The 14,920-nt window shown below is 68.8% G+C and carries 13 protein-coding genes; 8 read left to right on the top strand and 5 right to left on the bottom strand.

Features of this window, described 5'->3' with window-relative positions; genetic code table 11:
- The first annotated feature begins 95 nt into the window (after positions 1-95).
- Positions 96-671, top strand: a complete 576-nt coding sequence (locus BMY97_RS33275) for a hypothetical protein (RefSeq protein ID WP_091624802.1) — start codon at positions 96-98, stop codon at positions 669-671.
- A gap of 366 nt (positions 672-1,037) precedes the next feature.
- Here the strand turns inward: BMY97_RS33275 and BMY97_RS33270 are convergent, their stop codons facing one another.
- Positions 1,038-3,365 carry an oxidoreductase gene (locus BMY97_RS33270; protein ID WP_245787625.1) on the bottom strand — a complete coding sequence of 776 codons (2,328 nt, stop codon included), beginning with the start codon at positions 3,363-3,365 and terminating at the stop codon, positions 1,038-1,040.
- Between the two features lie 298 nt (positions 3,366-3,663).
- On the opposite strand from BMY97_RS33270, the gene BMY97_RS33265 reads away from it, so the two are divergent.
- The 4 genes from BMY97_RS33265 to BMY97_RS33250 are packed head-to-tail and all read left to right on the top strand — an operon-like array spanning position 3,664 to position 6,786.
- Positions 3,664-4,140 carry a hypothetical protein gene (locus BMY97_RS33265; protein WP_245787626.1) on the top strand — a complete coding sequence of 159 codons (477 nt, stop codon included), beginning with the start codon at positions 3,664-3,666 and terminating at the stop codon, positions 4,138-4,140.
- Positions 4,140-4,745, top strand: a complete 606-nt coding sequence (locus BMY97_RS33260) for a DUF3558 domain-containing protein (RefSeq protein WP_091624796.1) — start codon at positions 4,140-4,142, stop codon at positions 4,743-4,745. The genes BMY97_RS33265 and BMY97_RS33260 overlap by 1 nt, the downstream gene beginning before the upstream one ends.
- A 1-nt stretch (position 4,746) precedes the next feature.
- On the top strand, positions 4,747-6,012 hold the full coding sequence (locus BMY97_RS33255; protein WP_091624794.1) for a hypothetical protein: 1,266 nt from the start codon (positions 4,747-4,749) through the stop codon (positions 6,010-6,012).
- 27 nt (positions 6,013-6,039) lie between these two features.
- On the top strand, positions 6,040-6,786 hold the full coding sequence (locus BMY97_RS33250) for an ESX secretion-associated protein EspG (protein ID WP_091624791.1): 747 nt from the start codon (positions 6,040-6,042) through the stop codon (positions 6,784-6,786).
- A 52-nt stretch (positions 6,787-6,838) separates the two neighbouring features.
- Here the strand turns inward: BMY97_RS33250 and BMY97_RS33245 are convergent, their stop codons facing one another.
- From BMY97_RS33245 to BMY97_RS33235, 3 genes are read right to left on the bottom strand one after another with little or no spacing between them, the layout of a single operon-like run.
- Positions 6,839-7,612: an amino acid ABC transporter ATP-binding protein gene (locus BMY97_RS33245; protein WP_091624789.1), complete on the bottom strand. Its 774-nt coding sequence runs from the start codon at positions 7,610-7,612 to the stop codon at positions 6,839-6,841.
- Entirely contained in the window at positions 7,609-8,544 is a 936-nt protein-coding gene (locus tag BMY97_RS33240; protein ID WP_091624786.1) for an amino acid ABC transporter permease, read from the bottom strand. The genes BMY97_RS33245 and BMY97_RS33240 overlap by 4 nt, the downstream gene beginning before the upstream one ends.
- A gap of 28 nt (positions 8,545-8,572) precedes the next feature.
- Positions 8,573-9,493 (bottom strand): ABC transporter substrate-binding protein, encoded by a 921-nt coding sequence (locus BMY97_RS33235; RefSeq protein ID WP_091624783.1) that lies wholly within the window; start codon positions 9,491-9,493, stop codon positions 8,573-8,575.
- A gap of 166 nt (positions 9,494-9,659) precedes the next feature.
- On the opposite strand from BMY97_RS33235, the gene BMY97_RS33230 reads away from it, so the two are divergent.
- From BMY97_RS33230 to BMY97_RS33220, 3 genes are read left to right on the top strand one after another with little or no spacing between them, the layout of a single operon-like run.
- The gene (locus BMY97_RS33230; RefSeq protein ID WP_091624780.1) at positions 9,660-11,321 is read left to right on the top strand and encodes a circularly permuted type 2 ATP-grasp protein; all 1,662 of its coding nucleotides are present in this window, start codon (positions 9,660-9,662) and stop codon (positions 11,319-11,321) included.
- A gap of 14 nt (positions 11,322-11,335) precedes the next feature.
- Positions 11,336-12,283, top strand: coding sequence for an alpha-E domain-containing protein (locus BMY97_RS33225; protein ID WP_091624777.1), 948 nt, complete (start codon positions 11,336-11,338; stop codon positions 12,281-12,283).
- Positions 12,280-13,122 (top strand): transglutaminase family protein, encoded by an 843-nt coding sequence (locus BMY97_RS33220; protein ID WP_091624775.1) that lies wholly within the window; start codon positions 12,280-12,282, stop codon positions 13,120-13,122. The genes BMY97_RS33225 and BMY97_RS33220 overlap by 4 nt, the downstream gene beginning before the upstream one ends.
- 165 nt (positions 13,123-13,287) lie before the next feature.
- On the opposite strand, the gene BMY97_RS33215 is transcribed toward BMY97_RS33220, so the two are convergent.
- On the bottom strand, positions 13,288-14,709 hold the full coding sequence (locus tag BMY97_RS33215; RefSeq protein WP_177231663.1) for a M20/M25/M40 family metallo-hydrolase: 1,422 nt from the start codon (positions 14,707-14,709) through the stop codon (positions 13,288-13,290).
- Between the last annotated feature and the right edge of the window lie 211 nt (positions 14,710-14,920).

Raw genomic sequence — 14,920 nt, 5'->3', positions numbered from 1 at the left:
CAGTCTGAGAGAAGAACCTCACCCCGCCGAGGGAGGCGTCAACGGAGCGGAAAAGGACGCGCGGCGCGATGCTTCCGCTACGTACGCTTCTTCGCATGTCGACAGTCCACCCGGCCGGCGCACTCACCGTGGAGGAGGCCCGGAGCCTTCAGGAGAACCTCCGCGAACCCTTGCGGCCCGGCCTCACGGACGCCGAACTCGACGACGTCCAGCAGCAATTCGGCTTCCGCTTCGCCGACGACCACCGGGTGTTCCTGCGCGCGGGCGTCCCGGTCGGCGACCGCTGGCCGGACTGGCGCTGCGGCAACCCGGACCAGCTGCGCAAACGCCTGGACTGGCCCGTCGACGGCGTCCTGTACGACGTCGAGCACAGCGCGCTGTGGGTACCCGATTGGGGGCCGCGCCCGCGTGTCCTGTCGAACGCGCTGGCGGCCGCGCGCCGTCACCTCGCTTCGGTGCCGCAGCTGGTGCCGGTGTGCGGACACCGCTACCTCCCGGCCACGCCCGGCGAGTCGGGTTATCCGGTGTTGTCGGTGTATCAGACGGACATCGTGCCCTACGGCTGGAATCTCCGCGGCTACCTGCGCCACGAGTTCGGCGGGGAGCCGCTGGGGGAGCCGCCGTCCGACGGTGTGCGGGAAGTCCCGTTCTGGTCGCGTTTCGTGGACTGAGCCGGCTTTTCGCGTTCGTCGGTCGGGTTGGGTCCCGTTGCCCCGGTTGGCTCGCGGCGCGCCCATCCGGGCTCCCGGCTTCGTCACGCACCTCCTTCCTCACTCCGACCTTCTCACTCGCGGCCGCCTTACCGCTCTCCGCCGGCTACCTTGTCCACAACCCCCAGCCAGTGTGGACAACTCAAGGTCGCACCTCCGTCGTCGTCCGGTTTTGTCCGAGCCCGCCGGTAGACTGGAATGTGGGGGGACACCCACCACGCAGCCGGTGCGATCCGGCGGGCACAGTTCGACGACGTTCTCGCAGCCGACGCGGCAACCCGACGTGGCCGGTGGCGTCAGGACCCGTTCACCCTGCGACGCATCGGATCAGTTGTCGCGACGCAGCATCCGGCTGACACCGGCCGCGACGGTCGTCGCCAGGATCCAGCCGGACGCCGTGATGCCGGCGGCCACCCAGTTGTCCGCGCCGTGCATGTACCAGCGCGACTTGTTGCCGAAGTCCACGATCGGCACGAGCAGATCGGCCGTGTAGATCACCGGATTCCACTGCAGCCCGGTGTCCTGCTGGTTGACCAGGCAGCGCTTGCCGTCACTGATCGCGTAGAGGCCGGGGTGCGTAACGCAGTCGTCGGTGCCGAGGCCGAACCAGAGGCTGCCGACCACGAGCAACATCAGCAGCCAGCCCAGCGCGCGCACCGGCCGGTAGCCGTACCCGACCATCGACCGCTGCAGCCAGCTCCACAAGCGCACCCCGGGGCCGAAGATCTTGAAGCCCTTGGCCAGCGCCTCGTAGCGGAACTGCTGCTTGCGCAGCCCCACCGTCGACGCGTGTTCTTCGTTGCCCGCCGCGCGCAGGGTGGACGCGAGCTGGTCGTACGGACCGGGCCGGTAGCCGCGCATCGCCTTGCGCAGCAGGACGATCCGGTGGTCGAGGGACCGGTCGTCGTCGAGTGCTATGCCGACTTTCAGCGCGTCGTAACGGAAGTCGTCGAGCTCGATGCCTTCGGCGGAGGCCCAGAACTGCTCGTTGTCGCCGAGGGTGCCGCAGTGCGCGCGGCGCAGGATGACGCGACCGGCGGGCGGCTCGGCGGGCGTGAGCAGGAACTCGTCGGCGGCGACGTCGCTGGCGTCGAGCGCGATCCCGTGCGGGGCAAAGGATCCGAGCTGCGCGCCCCGCAGTTCGAGGCGCCGCGCGATCTGCGCGCCGTCGAGGTTGACGCCGCCTTCGGCGAGGAACGGGCGGTCCTTGTCCTCGGTGAGCACGACGTCGCGGCCGATCCTCGCCGTGCGGACGTCGAGCGAAAAGCTACTGGAAGTGCGCCGGCCGGGGTCGGTGATCCTGGTGCCGCACAGGTTCAGGCTGCCCCCGACCTCCACGCCCTGAAGCCGCAGGGTGCCCTGCACCGTGGCGTCCGTGAGCTGCAGGTTCCCGGAGATCTTGGTGCGGCGCGCGGAAAACGCGTCGCGTCCGGGGTGCAGGAACATCGAGTTCCACGCGAGGAAGTTGCCGCCGACGGTGACGTCCGCCAGCCGCAGTTGGCCGACCGGCACCCGCAGGCTGGTGGCCTCGATGTCGCCGCCGACGGTGGAGCCGTCGAGGTGCAGGGCGCGGTCGTAGAACGGCGCCTGGCGGCCGCGGGCCATCTTGATCTCGGCGCCCGCGAGGCGCAGGGACCCGCCGATGCGCGCGTTGACCATGCGCAGCGTGCCGAACGCCTGGAGCCCGTCGGACAGCTCGAGGTTCCCGTCGACCTTCAGCCGATCGGCGACGAGCGCGGGCCGCGGGTCGAGGTACGGGTCGTTGGACTTCCACGCGTCCACGACCACGGGCCCGCTCTGGTCGACCGTCAGCTTGGCCTCGCGCAGCACGATGTCACTGTCCACAGTGGCGCTCGGAAGATAGACGATCCCGTTGGCGGAGAAGCGTTTGCGCTCACTGGCGGGACCGTAGCTGTCCACCTCGCAGAGCAGGCTGCCGCCGATGTGGAGGCCGTTGCCGTTGAGCGCGAAGCCGTCCGGGTTGTCGAACGTGGCGCCGGAGAAGTTGACGTTGCCGCCGGTGCGCATGCCGGGCAGCCGGACCTCGCCGTTCGCGACCATGCGGTACGCGAGGAGCGCGCCGGTGATGACGAGGCGGTCGCCTTGGATGGCCTTGCCGTGCCGGTGGCTGATGGTGGTGCGGGTGAGCACGACGGACCCGTCGATGACCGCGTCGGTGAGGTTGACGGCGGCGTTGGGCACACCGCGCTCCCGATCGTCCCCGCGCTGGACGGTCGTCTCCTCGATCTCCCGCTCCTCCGGCCCGACCTCCACAATGCTGCGAATCAGCCGCAAGTCGTTGCGGCTGCGGAGATTGCGCGCCTTGAGCCCGGGCAGCCAGCACTTGCGGAAGACCAGCCCCAGCAACGTCGCCTCACGCACGTCCGGCGGATGCTCGAACCGGCACCGCTCGAAGCGGAACAGGTATTTGAGGTCCGCGGCCCGAAGATCGAGCGTCCCGGTGATGTACGCGTCCTCGACCTGCACGATGGGCGCGTTCGTGGCCTGCCGGCGCCACCGCAAGATCCCGCCGCTCCCAGGTTTCAGCAGGTCAGCGGCCTTCACCTCGTACCGCTTGTCGGGCACCCCGTCAAACGGATCCAACGGCGGCAACGTCGTGTCAGTCGGCACGTGCTCCCTTACTCCCCCGGGCATCGGCCCCCAGCGAATCGGATGAACGCCGGGGACGCAAGCGGCCTAATGGAGTAGCCCGGTCAGCTGGGCTTTGTTGTTACCCGGCGTTCGACACATGACTACTCTTGGTGATGACCCGCGGGTGCCGCTTGAGTCGGGTGATCTTGCCGGAACCGGACATGTGCCCGTTCCATCCCTGCTAAGGTCACTAGCCGGAGCTGGAAGAGAACAGAGGGTAGGCCGCACCCCAGGACCTGAGCGGCCCGTGCGGGGAGGCACGACAATGCCAGATGGAACCACGGGTGGACTCCCGGGCGTGATGAACGAGCTGACCACGCCGGGGCAAAATGCACCTGCGCCGGGGAGCCCGCCAGTGCCTTTGCCGGTGGTCGGCCAGACCACGACGAGCGGGCCGCCACCGGACTTCACGGCACTGGGAGCCGGCCAGGCGAAAGCCGACTTCGCCGCGGCTGCGGGGAACGGCGGCTGGAAGTTCGACGCTGCGGCGATGGACAAGGTGATCCAGCAGCTCGAGGACAGCCTCGACAGCGACTACTCACAGGCACGAACCATCGGCTACCAGTTCGCGCAGCTGGGCTACCCGGGCTCGGACGGTGCCAGCAAGGACTACATGACGGCCGCCGGCCGTGCCACGACGGCATACAACGAGTTTCTTCGCGGGACCGTCGACTACCTTCAGTCGTACGTAGAGACCCTGAAGCAAATCCGCACTGCGTATGTGAAGCAGGACCAAGCCGCGATCGACGCGTTTCGCGGCCCAGGGAAGGTCGTTTGATGCGAATCCGAATCGTCTGTCAGCTCGCCCTCATCAGCACGGCGGCAGCGCTGCTGACCGGGTGCGGCGGTTCGACGTCCGGGCAGCCCTCGCCTGCGGCGTCGAGCTCACCAGGGGCTGAACCGATGCTTGCCCCGAAAGTGTCGCAGCCTCTGACAAACACGGCTCCGTACGTGACCGACCCATGTTCCGCTTTGCCTATCAGCGAGATCGAAAAGGTGGGCGGAAAGGTCAAGGGCACCAGCATCGCCGAGTCGATCGTCGGCAAGTCATGCCAGTGGACGTTCGACGGCAGCACCGGGAATGTCAGCGGAGGCTTCTACGCCGGCAACAAACGTGGCCTCAACAGCCTCTACCTGGAGAACCAGGCCGGCCGCCTCTCAACCTTCCAACCGCACGCACCCGTCGAGGGCTACCCGGCGGTCGTGTACAGCGCCGGCGATGAGGGAGCGGGCTCGTGCGCACTGGCTGTCGGAGTTCGCGATGACTTGACCTACACGGTCAACACCCAACTCCGGACCGGGAATCCTGCACTTGCAGACCCGTGCAAGATGGCGGAACAGATCGCTGCCGCGGAAATCACGCGACTGAAGGCGGCGAGCTGAAATGCCTCAAAGCGGATTCGACATCTACAACCAGCTTCACGATCCAGGAGATACCACCGGGCTGGACGCGATGGGGCACGGCTGCAGTCAGCTGAACACGATCCACGAGGACGTGGCCACCAAGCTCACCGATAGCCAGACCGCACTCGACTCGTTGTGGAAAGGCAAGGCCGCCGACAGCGGAAAGGCCGGTCTCTCCCCGCTTATTGTCACGTCTCGCACTGCGGCGCAAAAGATGGAGAGCATGCGGCAATCCATCGAACAGCAGTCCGCTGCTTTCAACTACGCCAAGAACAACGTCGTTCCGGTTGACCAAACCAGACCGGACGACGACAGTCTCGAAGACTGGCTGTCCATCGGCGCGAGCGATGACGAGATCAAGGCCGCCGAATACGACAACAAAACGAAGCAGAACGTCGAGATCTACAACGGCTACTCGCAAAGCAGTCAGCCGCGGACCGAGACGCTCCCGATGGACTATCCCGCCGCGCATGATCCGAATGTGTCGGCTGGTGGGGTCACGCCCGATCCGGTTGGCCCCGGGACTTCCGGTGGGCACCACAGCTCTGGCAGTGGCGGCCATTCCTCCAGCCATTCCGGTGGTTACAGCGGCGGTCCCAGCGCCTACCACGCGCCGCCGGGGGCGGCGGGGTATCAGGCGCCTCCGCCGCCGGGGAGTCATGGGGGTGGGCCGGGTGGTGGGGTGAACGTGCCGTCGCCGGGGGCGCCTGGGGATGATCACACCAGTGCGGCCTGGGCGAATCCTTCGCCGCCGCTTGTGCACGGCGGTCCGGTGGCCGGTGGGGCCGGCAATGGGTTCGGGCCTGGAGGTAGCGGACCCGGCGGAGGTTCCGGCGGCGGCGGGTTCTCCGGTGGATTCGGGCCTGTCGGCGGGTTCGGCGGAAGTGGAAGTGGAAGCGGAGGCAGCGGCGGGTTCGGGCCAGGCAGCGGCGGCGGATCCAAGTCAGGTGGCTTCGGCGGGGGCGGGGCGGCCACGGGCGGCCGTGCCGGTATCGGAGGCGGGGCAGGCAGCGGAGCGGGCGCGGTCGGCGAAAGTGCCGGCGCCGCGAGGTCCGGGATGGGCGCAGGCGCCGCCGGGGCCAAGGGGCAGTCCGGGATGGGCGGCATGGGCCAGGGGGCCAAGGGCGGCAAGGGCGCGGAGGACGAAGAGCACCAGCGCAAGATCCTGCTGTCCGAAGAGGACCCGGACTCCATCTTCGGCGGTTACGACGGGGACAAGCCGACGCCACCGGTGATCGGGGCTTAGGCGTACCTAGGGGGAGGGGAAAGTACGGTGCTGCGCAAGCCCGTGGAGCTGAGCCTGCAGACCTACGAGGTGCTGCTCGAACGCCAGAACCTCGGCGACATCCACCCGACGCTCGTTCGCGGCGCGTTGTGGTACTCGCCGGACGAGCGGCGGCAGCTGGCGGCCGACACGGACGCCGAGCTGGCTCAGCGTGGTCTGGTGCGGGGCGGGCGTCTGGACGACGACTTCGTCGAGACGCTCAACGTCCTGCAGCGGCCCGGCGTCGAGTACTACTCGTGGGTCAAGTCGGACCAGGGTGAGCGGACCGTCCGGGTCGCGGCGAGTGGGCGGGACGCGGTGTCGGTGGTCGCGGTGAACCAGACGCTCTACTTGGCACCGTGTACGCCGGATGCGCTGGCACGCGAGTTCACAGCGATGCTGCCGGAAGCGCCCGCCGCCCGCATTGCGTCCCTGAACTGCTCCGACACCGACCTGAACCTGATCAAGAGCGGCGACATCCCCAGCACCAGCAACCCGAGCATCCGCGACGCCAAGAAGGTGCTGCAGTGGCTGAAAGCCCCGCACACCTACTTCGGACGGCTGTACGTCGCCGTGCGCGACAGCCGCGGAAAGCGCCTGCGCAACGAAAACCCGCCCGGCTGGGTCGACACCGAGCAGGGCCGCATCCTGTTCGGCGTCGACAAGTCCGGCTGGGTCAGCCTGGCGGGCGCCGGGCCGCAGGACATTGCGAAGAAAGTCCAGCAGCTGGAAGGCGAGCTGCGCAGCGGGCGCTGAAACCGGTGTGGCCGCCCCGAAACGAGAGGCGGCCACACCGGTCAGACGGAACTCAAGCGTTCGGGTTCAAAACCCGTGCCAGGAATTCCTTCGTACGTTCGTGCTGAGGATTTCCGATCACCTGCGCCGGCGGGCCCTCCTCGACCACCACGCCGCCGTCCATGAAGAGGACCTTGTCGGCGACCTCGCGGGCGAACTGCATTTCGTGGGTGACCACGACCATCGTCATGCCGTCCTTCGCCAGTTGGCGCATGACGCCCAGGACGTCGCCGACCAGTTCCGGGTCCAGGGCTGACGTCGGCTCGTCGAAGAGCATCAGCTTGGGCTGCATCGCCAAGGCACGAGCGATGGCCACGCGCTGCTGTTGCCCGCCCGAGAGCTGCGCCGGATAGTTCGGCGCCTTGTCCCCGAGGCCGACGCGCTCCAGCAGCTCCAGCGCCCGCTCGCGGACCTGCGCCTTCGGCTCGCGGCGGACCTGGATCGGCGCCTCCATGACGTTCTCCAGCGCCGTCATGTGCGGGAAGAGGTTGAAGCGCTGGAACACCATGCCGATGTCCTTGCGCTGGAACGCGACTTCCTTCTCGCGCAGCTCGTGCAGCTTGTCGCCGCGCTGGCGGTAGCCCACCAGGACACCGTCGACGTACAGGCGGCCGGCGTCGATCTTCTCCAGGTGGTTGATGCAGCGCAGCAGCGTGGACTTGCCCGAGCCGGATGGGCCGATCAGGCAGAGCACCTCGCTGTCGTGCACCTCGAGGTCGATGCCCTTGAGCACTTCGAGGCTGCCGAAGCTCTTGCAGATCCGCTGCGCGGAAACGACCGCGGTCATGTGACGTTGCCTCCGCCCCTGCTGAACAGCCGGTTACGCCAGGCCGCGCGAACGGGAACCGCCCGCGAACTGCCGCGCGCGAACCGCTTTTCGATCTGTATCTGGATGATCGTCAGGATCGACGTCATGAACAGGTACCAGACCACGGCCACGAGGAGCAGGGGAATGATCTTGTAGTTCTGTGCATAAATGGACTGCGCCGCGACCATCAGCTCGAAGTAGCCGATCGAGACGACCAGAGACGTCGTCTTCAGCATCGCGATCGTCTCGTTGCCGGTCGGCGGGACGATCACGCGCATGGCCTGCGGCAAGATGATCCGGCGCAACGTCGTGGTGCGCTTCATGCCCAGCGCGGACGCCGCTTCCAATTGACCGCTGTCGATCGACTGGATACCACTGCGCACGATCTCCGCCATGTATGCCGCTTCGTTGAGCCCGAGGCCCAGCAACGACGCGGTGAACTGGTTGATCAGTGTGTTCGTGTCCCACGACACGAACTCCGGGCCGAACGGGATGCCCAGTCCGAGTCGCGGGTACGCGTACGCCAGGAAGTTCCAGAACACCAGCTGCGTGATCAGCGGCGTGCCGCGGAACAGCCAGATGTAGATCCCCGCCGCACCCTTGGTCAGCGGGTTCGGCGAAAGCCGCATGACGGCCAGCAGAACACCGCCCAGAATGCCGACGACCATCGAGATCACGGTCAAGATCAGCGTGTTCTGCAAACCGCGCAGGATGCGGTCGTTGAACAGATAGTCCCCGACGACCGGCCACTGCAGGTTGTCGTTCGTGATGATGCTGCGGACGATGATGAACGCGAGGAAGAGGATGACCACCCCGGCCACCCAGCGCCCGTAATGGCGCACCGGGACGGCCTTGATGGGTTCGGTGTCGACGGAGGCCTCGGACGGAGGCGCGTCGGAAGAACTGGACACGGGAAACTACGTCCTATCTCAGACGGCCTCAGGAAGCCGGGTTGATCTCGGACGTGGCGACCGCGCCGGCGCTCGAAAGACCCCACTTCTCCAGGATCTTCTTGTAGGTGCCGTCGGTGATCAGGGCCTGGGCCGCGCCCTGCACCGCCTTGCCGTAGTCACCGCTGCCCTTCTTCAGCACGATGCCGTACGGCGCGGTGTCATACGGCGCGCCGACGACCTCGAGCTGCCCGCCGGTCTGCTTCACCGCGTAGTCGACGACCGGGGAGTCGGCCAGCTCGCCCTGCACGCGCTTGGCCGTGAGCGCCAGGTTGACGTCGGTCTGGGCCTGCAGCTGGGTGACCTCGATGGCCGGCTTCCCCGCGGCCGTGCAGGCGTCGGAGCGCTTCTGCAGGTCGTCGACCTGCGTGGTGCCCTTCTGGACGCCCATCTTCTTGCCGCAGAGGTCGTCGACGCTCAGCTTGTCGGGGTTGCCCTTGAGCACGGCCATCGAGGTGCCGGCCTTGTAGTAGCTGATCATGTCGACGGTCTGGAGCCGTTCGGCGTTGATGCTGAACGAGGACATCGCCATCTCATACTTGCCTGCCTCAACGCCGACGATGATGCCGTCGAAGGCGGCGTTCTGAAACTCCATCTTCAGTCCGAGCTTCTGCCCGATCGCGGTGCCCAGGTCGACGTCGAAGCCGCTGACCTTGCCGCTCTCGTCCTGGAACTCGTTCGGCGGGTAGCTCTGGTCCTGGCCGACCAGGATCTTGCCGTCGGCCGAGATCGCGGCCGGGACCATCGCCGCGAGCTTGTCGTCCTTGGCCGCCGCCGGGATGTCCGCCGAGCCGCCCGGGGCCGCCGCGGAGGAATTGCCCCCGGCGTCACCCGCGCCGCTTCCGCCCGCACCGCAGGCCATGGTCAGGCCGACCAGCGCGAAAGCAGGGAGAAGGGCGAGCGCCTTCATCTGGTGTCCTCGGGCCACTTCGTCACTCCTCGTAGTTCTCAACTGTCGAGAGCACGCATATTGCCACTCGTAAGCGGGTATGCCCAGCACCCGTACGTTACGGGGCCGTTTCGCACTGGACAGGTATGACGGTGAGTGTCGCGCCGGGGGCTCGCTGTGCGTCAGGATGTCGACCATGAACAGTTCCCCGGGTCCCCGCCTGCCGCCGGCCGGGCGACGTGCGCGAGCGGTGAAGGGGCGGCGCGCCGGGAAGCCCGGCGCGCAGTTCGACGGGTATCTCGCGCCGGAGCGGCCGCACGCCGGAGCGTACGACGAGATGTTCGACGGCGAGGGCATCGTGCGGGGGCCGTACCGCGCGTTGTACGAGTCCATCGCCTCGCTTGACGCCGCCGACCTCACGAACCGCTCCTCGGCGCTCGACCGCGCGATGGTCGACCAGGGCATCACGTTCTCGCTGTCCGGCCAGGAGCGGCCGTTCCCGCTGGACCTGGTGCCCCGCGTGATCCAGGCCGCCGAATGGGCCAAGCTCGAACGCGGGGTGGCGCAGCGGGTGCGTGCGCTCGAGGCGTTCCTGGCGGACATCTACGGCGACCGCCAGATCCTGCGTGACGGCGTGCTGCCGCGCCGGCTGATCACCTCCTGCGAGCACTTCCAGCGCGAGGCCTACGGCATCAACCCGCCCAACGGCGTCCGCATCCATGTGTCCGGTGTGGACCTGGTGCGCGACGAGGAGGGCACCTTCCGCGTGCTGGAAGACAACCTCCGCAATCCGTCCGGGGTCTCCTACGTGATGGAGAACCGCCGGACCATGGCTCGGGTGTTCCCGGACCTGTTCGCCCAGCACCGGGTACGGCCGGTCGGCGACTACGCGTCCCACCTGCTGCGGGCCCTGCGCGCGGCGGCCGCGCCGAACGTCGCCGACCCGACGGTCGTGGTGCTCACCCCGGGCGTCTACAACTCGGCCTACTTCGAGCACTCGCTGCTCGCCCGCCAGATGGGCGTGGAACTGGTCGAGGGCCGCGACATGTTCTGCCGCGACAACGTCGTCTACCTGCGCACCACCGAGGGCGAGCGGCCGGTGGACGTGATCTACCGGCGGATCGACGACGAGTTCCTCGACCCCGTGCACTACCGGCCGGACTCCGTGCTCGGCGTCGCCGGGGTGCTCAACGCGGCCCGCTCCGGCAACGTGGTGGTCGCGAACGCCATCGGCAACGGCGTCGGCGACGACAAGCTGATGTACACCTACGTGCCCGAAATGGTGCGCTACTACCTGGGCGAGAAGCCGCTGCTGCCCAATGTGGACACCTTCCGGTGCTGGCTGCCGGACGAGTTCGACCACGTCATGCAGCATACCGACGAGCTGGTGGTCAAGCCCGTCGAGGGCTCCGGCGGCTACGGCATCGTGTTCGGCCCGGAGGCGGACAAGAAGGAGCTGGACGCGCTGCGCCGCAAGGTGCGCGCGAACCGGCGCGGCTGGATCGCGCAGCCGGTGGTGCAGCTGTCCACCGTGCCGTCCAAGGTGGACGACCGGCTGGCGCCGCGGCACGTGGACCTGCGGCCGTTCGCCGTGAACGACGGCAAGGACATCTTCGTGCTGCCCGGCGGGCTGACCAGGGTGGCGCTGCCCGAAGGCAGCCTGGTGGTCAACTCGTCGCAGGGCGGTGGCTCGAAGGACACCTGGGTGCTCGCCTCGCGCTCGTCCACAGTGGAGCGCGAGCTGGACCGCCCGGCGCTCGGCGAAGTGTCCGCAGTGGACGGTCTGGCCGCCGAGCAGGGGCCGGAGCTGTCCGCGGCCCAGCAGCAACAGCAGCAGCAACAGAGCTGAGGGAGGTTCGTAAAATGCTGGCACGCAACGCGGAGTCGCTGTACTGGATCGGCCGGTACGTCGAACGCGCCGACGACACCTCCCGCATCCTCAACGTCTCGGTCCACCAGCTGCTGGAAGACGCGAGCGTCGACCCGGACCACGCGAGCCGTCAGCTGCTCGCCGTCCTCGGCATCAAGACGGACGGGGCGGACTCGCTGGACGTCTGGAAGCTCACCGAGCTGGTGGCGTACGCGAAGGACAACCCGGCGTCCATCGTCGGCTCCATCAACTCCGCCAGGGAGAACACCCGCGGCGCGCGCGAGGTCGTGTCCACCGAGTTGTGGGAGTGCCTCAATGCGACGTGGAACGCGGTCCCGGACCGCCAGCGGTACGCCCGGCGCGCCGGACCGCACGCGTTCCTGTCCTTTGTGGAGGAACGCGCGGCGATGTTCGCCGGGCTCGCCGACTCCACCATGAGCCGCGACGACGGCTGGCTGTTCATGGTGCTCGGCCGCTCGGTGGAGCGCGCGGACATGGTCGTGCGGCTGCTGCTCTCGCGGGTCTCGGACCGCGCGTCCTCGCCGGGCTGGATGACGGTGCTCAGCTCGGCCGGCGCGCAGGACACCTACCTGCGCACCAACCGCGGCGCGCTCGACGCCGGCCGGGTGGTGCAGTTCCTGTTGCGGGACACGCTGTTCCCGCGTTCGGTCTTCCACGCGCTGCGCCAGGCGGAGGACTGCCTGCGCCAGCTCGACCCGGGCGTGAACGCGCGCGGCAACGAGAAGTCCGAGGCGCTGCGGCTGGTCGGCCGGGCGCGCAGCGAGCTGGAGTTCCTGCACCCGTCGGCGCTGCTGGACGACCTGCCCCGCCGGCTCGGCGGGCTGCAGACCACGATCAAGGACCTCGGTGAGGCGGTTTCGGTGCAGTACTTCCACACGTCGCCGTGGGTGGCCTGGAGCGGGGCGGAGGTTTCGCTGTGACCTGGCAGCTCCGGGTGACGCACCGGACCGGATACCGGTACGCGACGCCGGCCACGCAGTCGTACAACGAGGCTCGCCTGACCCCTCGGTCCGACCGCCGGCAGACCGCGCTGGCGACGCGCATCGAGACCACGCCCGCCACGCGTGCCTACCGGTACACGGATTACTGGGGCACCGTCGTGACCTCGTTCGACCTGCACGCGCCGCACACCGAGTTCACGGTGCTGGCGACGTCGGTGGTCGAGACCGCGGACGAGGCCGAGCCGCAGCGTTCGGCTTCGTGGAAGGAATTGCACGGCGAGACCGTCGTGGACCACCGCACCGAGTACCTGACGCCGACGGACTACACGCCGCGGGACCAGGAACTGTCCAAACAGGCCCGTGAGCTGCGCAAGGGCCTCGACCCGGCGGACGCGGTGCTGGCAGTGTGCGAGTGGGTGAACCAGCAGCTGAAGTACCAGCCGGGCACCACCGGGGTGCACAGCACGGCGACCGATTCGTGGCGGGCGCGCGAGGGCGTCTGCCAGGACTTCGCGCACGTCACGCTGGTGATGCTGCGCGCCATCGGCGTCCCGGCGCGGTACGTCTCGGGCTACCTGCACACGAAGTCCGACGCCAAGCTCGGCGAGACGGTGGAGGGCGAGAGCCACGCCTGGGTCGACGTCTGGACCGGCGGCTGGTGGGCCTACGACCCGACGAACGGCATCCCGGTCGGCCCGCGCCACGTGTGGGTCGCGACCGGGCGGGATTACGCGGACGTGGCACCGTTGAAGGGGATCTTCACCGGCGGCGGTCAGTCCACTTTAGACGTCTCGGTGCAGCTGACCCGGCTGGCCTGAGTCAGGCGACGCGGCGGCGCGGGTGAGCCGCAGCCCGATCAGGTACGCGGCGGAGGCGGACAGGTTCGGGCCCGGCCGGCGCGTCAGGCGGCGCGCGAGCTGGGGCGCGACGAACGAGATCGGCCCGGCCGCGGCCGGCGCGAGCGACCGCAGTCGGGCTGGTGCTCAGCCTCGCGCGTGGGCGTCCAGGATGTGCGCCACGGCCTCGGTGACCTGGTGCGCGTAGTCCAGGTTCAGCCACTCGTCCGGGACGTGGATGTTCGAGTCGGCCCCGCAGGCGCCCGTGACCAGGAACTGCGCGTCCGGGTACTTCTCGCCGAGCAGGCCCATGAACGGGATGGACCCGCCCATGCCGGCGGCCCGGTGCGGGCGGCCGAAGACCTCGTCGCTGACGCGGCGCAGCGCGGCGGTCAGCCACGGCGCCTCCTCGGGGGCGTTCCAGCCGTCCTCGGCCTGGGCGTCGTCCGCGATGGTCACCTTCGCGCCGTACGGGACGTCCGTGGTCAGCACCGCGCGGACGGCCGCGAGCGCCGCGTCCGACGAAGCCGTCGGCGGGAGACGGAAGGACAGCGTGAGCGTGGTGCTCTCGCGCAGCACGTTGCCGGCGTCGGCGGGCAGCGGAAAGCCGTCCGCGCCGATGATCGACAGCGTGGGGCGCCAGTAGTTGTTGAGCAGCAGCTCCAGCGCGTCCTCGCTGACCGTCTTGCCGCCGCTGACCAGCGGGAACACCGTGCGCAGGCCGTCCGGGGCGACCTCGGCGACGGCCTCGATCTCGGCCAGGCGGCTGGCCGGGACCTCGACGTTCAGCTCCGCCAGCTTGATCTCGCCGGTCTCGGCGCTCTCCACCCGCTCCAGCAGCTGCCGAAGCACGCGGAACGAGCTGGCGACCACGCCGCTGGCCAGGCCGGAGTGCTGCGCGGCGGCGAGCAGCTGCACGTTCACGGTCAGGTGCAGCATGCCGCGAAGGCTGGTGGTGAGCCAAAGCCGCTCGTAGTCCATGCCGCCCGCGTCGAGGCAGACGACCAGCGACACCTCGCCGAGCCGTTCCGCCAGGTGCGCCACGTACGCGGGCAGGTCCGGGCTGCCGGACTCCTCGCCCGTCTCGAGCAGCAGCACGGCGCGCGCGTGCTCACCGCCGGCGGCGTGCACGGCCTCGAGCGCCGACACCGCGGCGTACCCGGAATAGCCGTCGTCCACCGAGCCGCGGCCGTAGAGCCGGCCGTCGCGGACCACCGGGGTCCACGGGTCGAGGCCCTCGGACCAGCCGCCGACCGGGGGCTGCTTGTCGAGGTGGCCGTACATCAGCACGGTGCCACGGTCGACGGCGCCGGCGGTCGCGGGCACGTCGACGTAAAGCAGCGGGGTCCGGCCGTCGAGCTGGACGACCTCGATCGTCGCGCCCGGCAGCGCCCGGCCCTCGATCCACGTCTTCACGTGCTCGACGGCGGCGGCCAGGTGACCCGAGTTCACCCAGTCCGCGTCGAACGCCGGGGACAGCGCCGGGATCGCGACCAGACCGGACAAGCTCGGCAAGACGTCGCTGATCCACGTCGAGACCACGGTTTCACGTACGGATTTCTGTTCCACACCAGCCATCCTGCCACGGTGACGGAGGTCACGGAGGGGCCTGAGCCGGTGAGGCGCGACACCCGTGCGCGCCCGGCGGCCACCCGGTGACGCCTGGTGAACGCCCGTCGGGATGACCGACCATCGTCGGTCCCATACTCGGGCGTCCGAGCGTTTTCGCTGTTCAGGCGGGGTTTCTCAGCAACAAATCAGCAACCACCGCTCACCATCG

The organism is Amycolatopsis saalfeldensis (assembly GCF_900110575.1).
GTDB lineage: Bacteria > Actinomycetota > Actinomycetes > Mycobacteriales > Pseudonocardiaceae > Amycolatopsis > Amycolatopsis saalfeldensis.
Note: the sequence above shows the minus strand (reverse complement) of the source record. Positions and strands in the feature narration are given on the sequence as shown.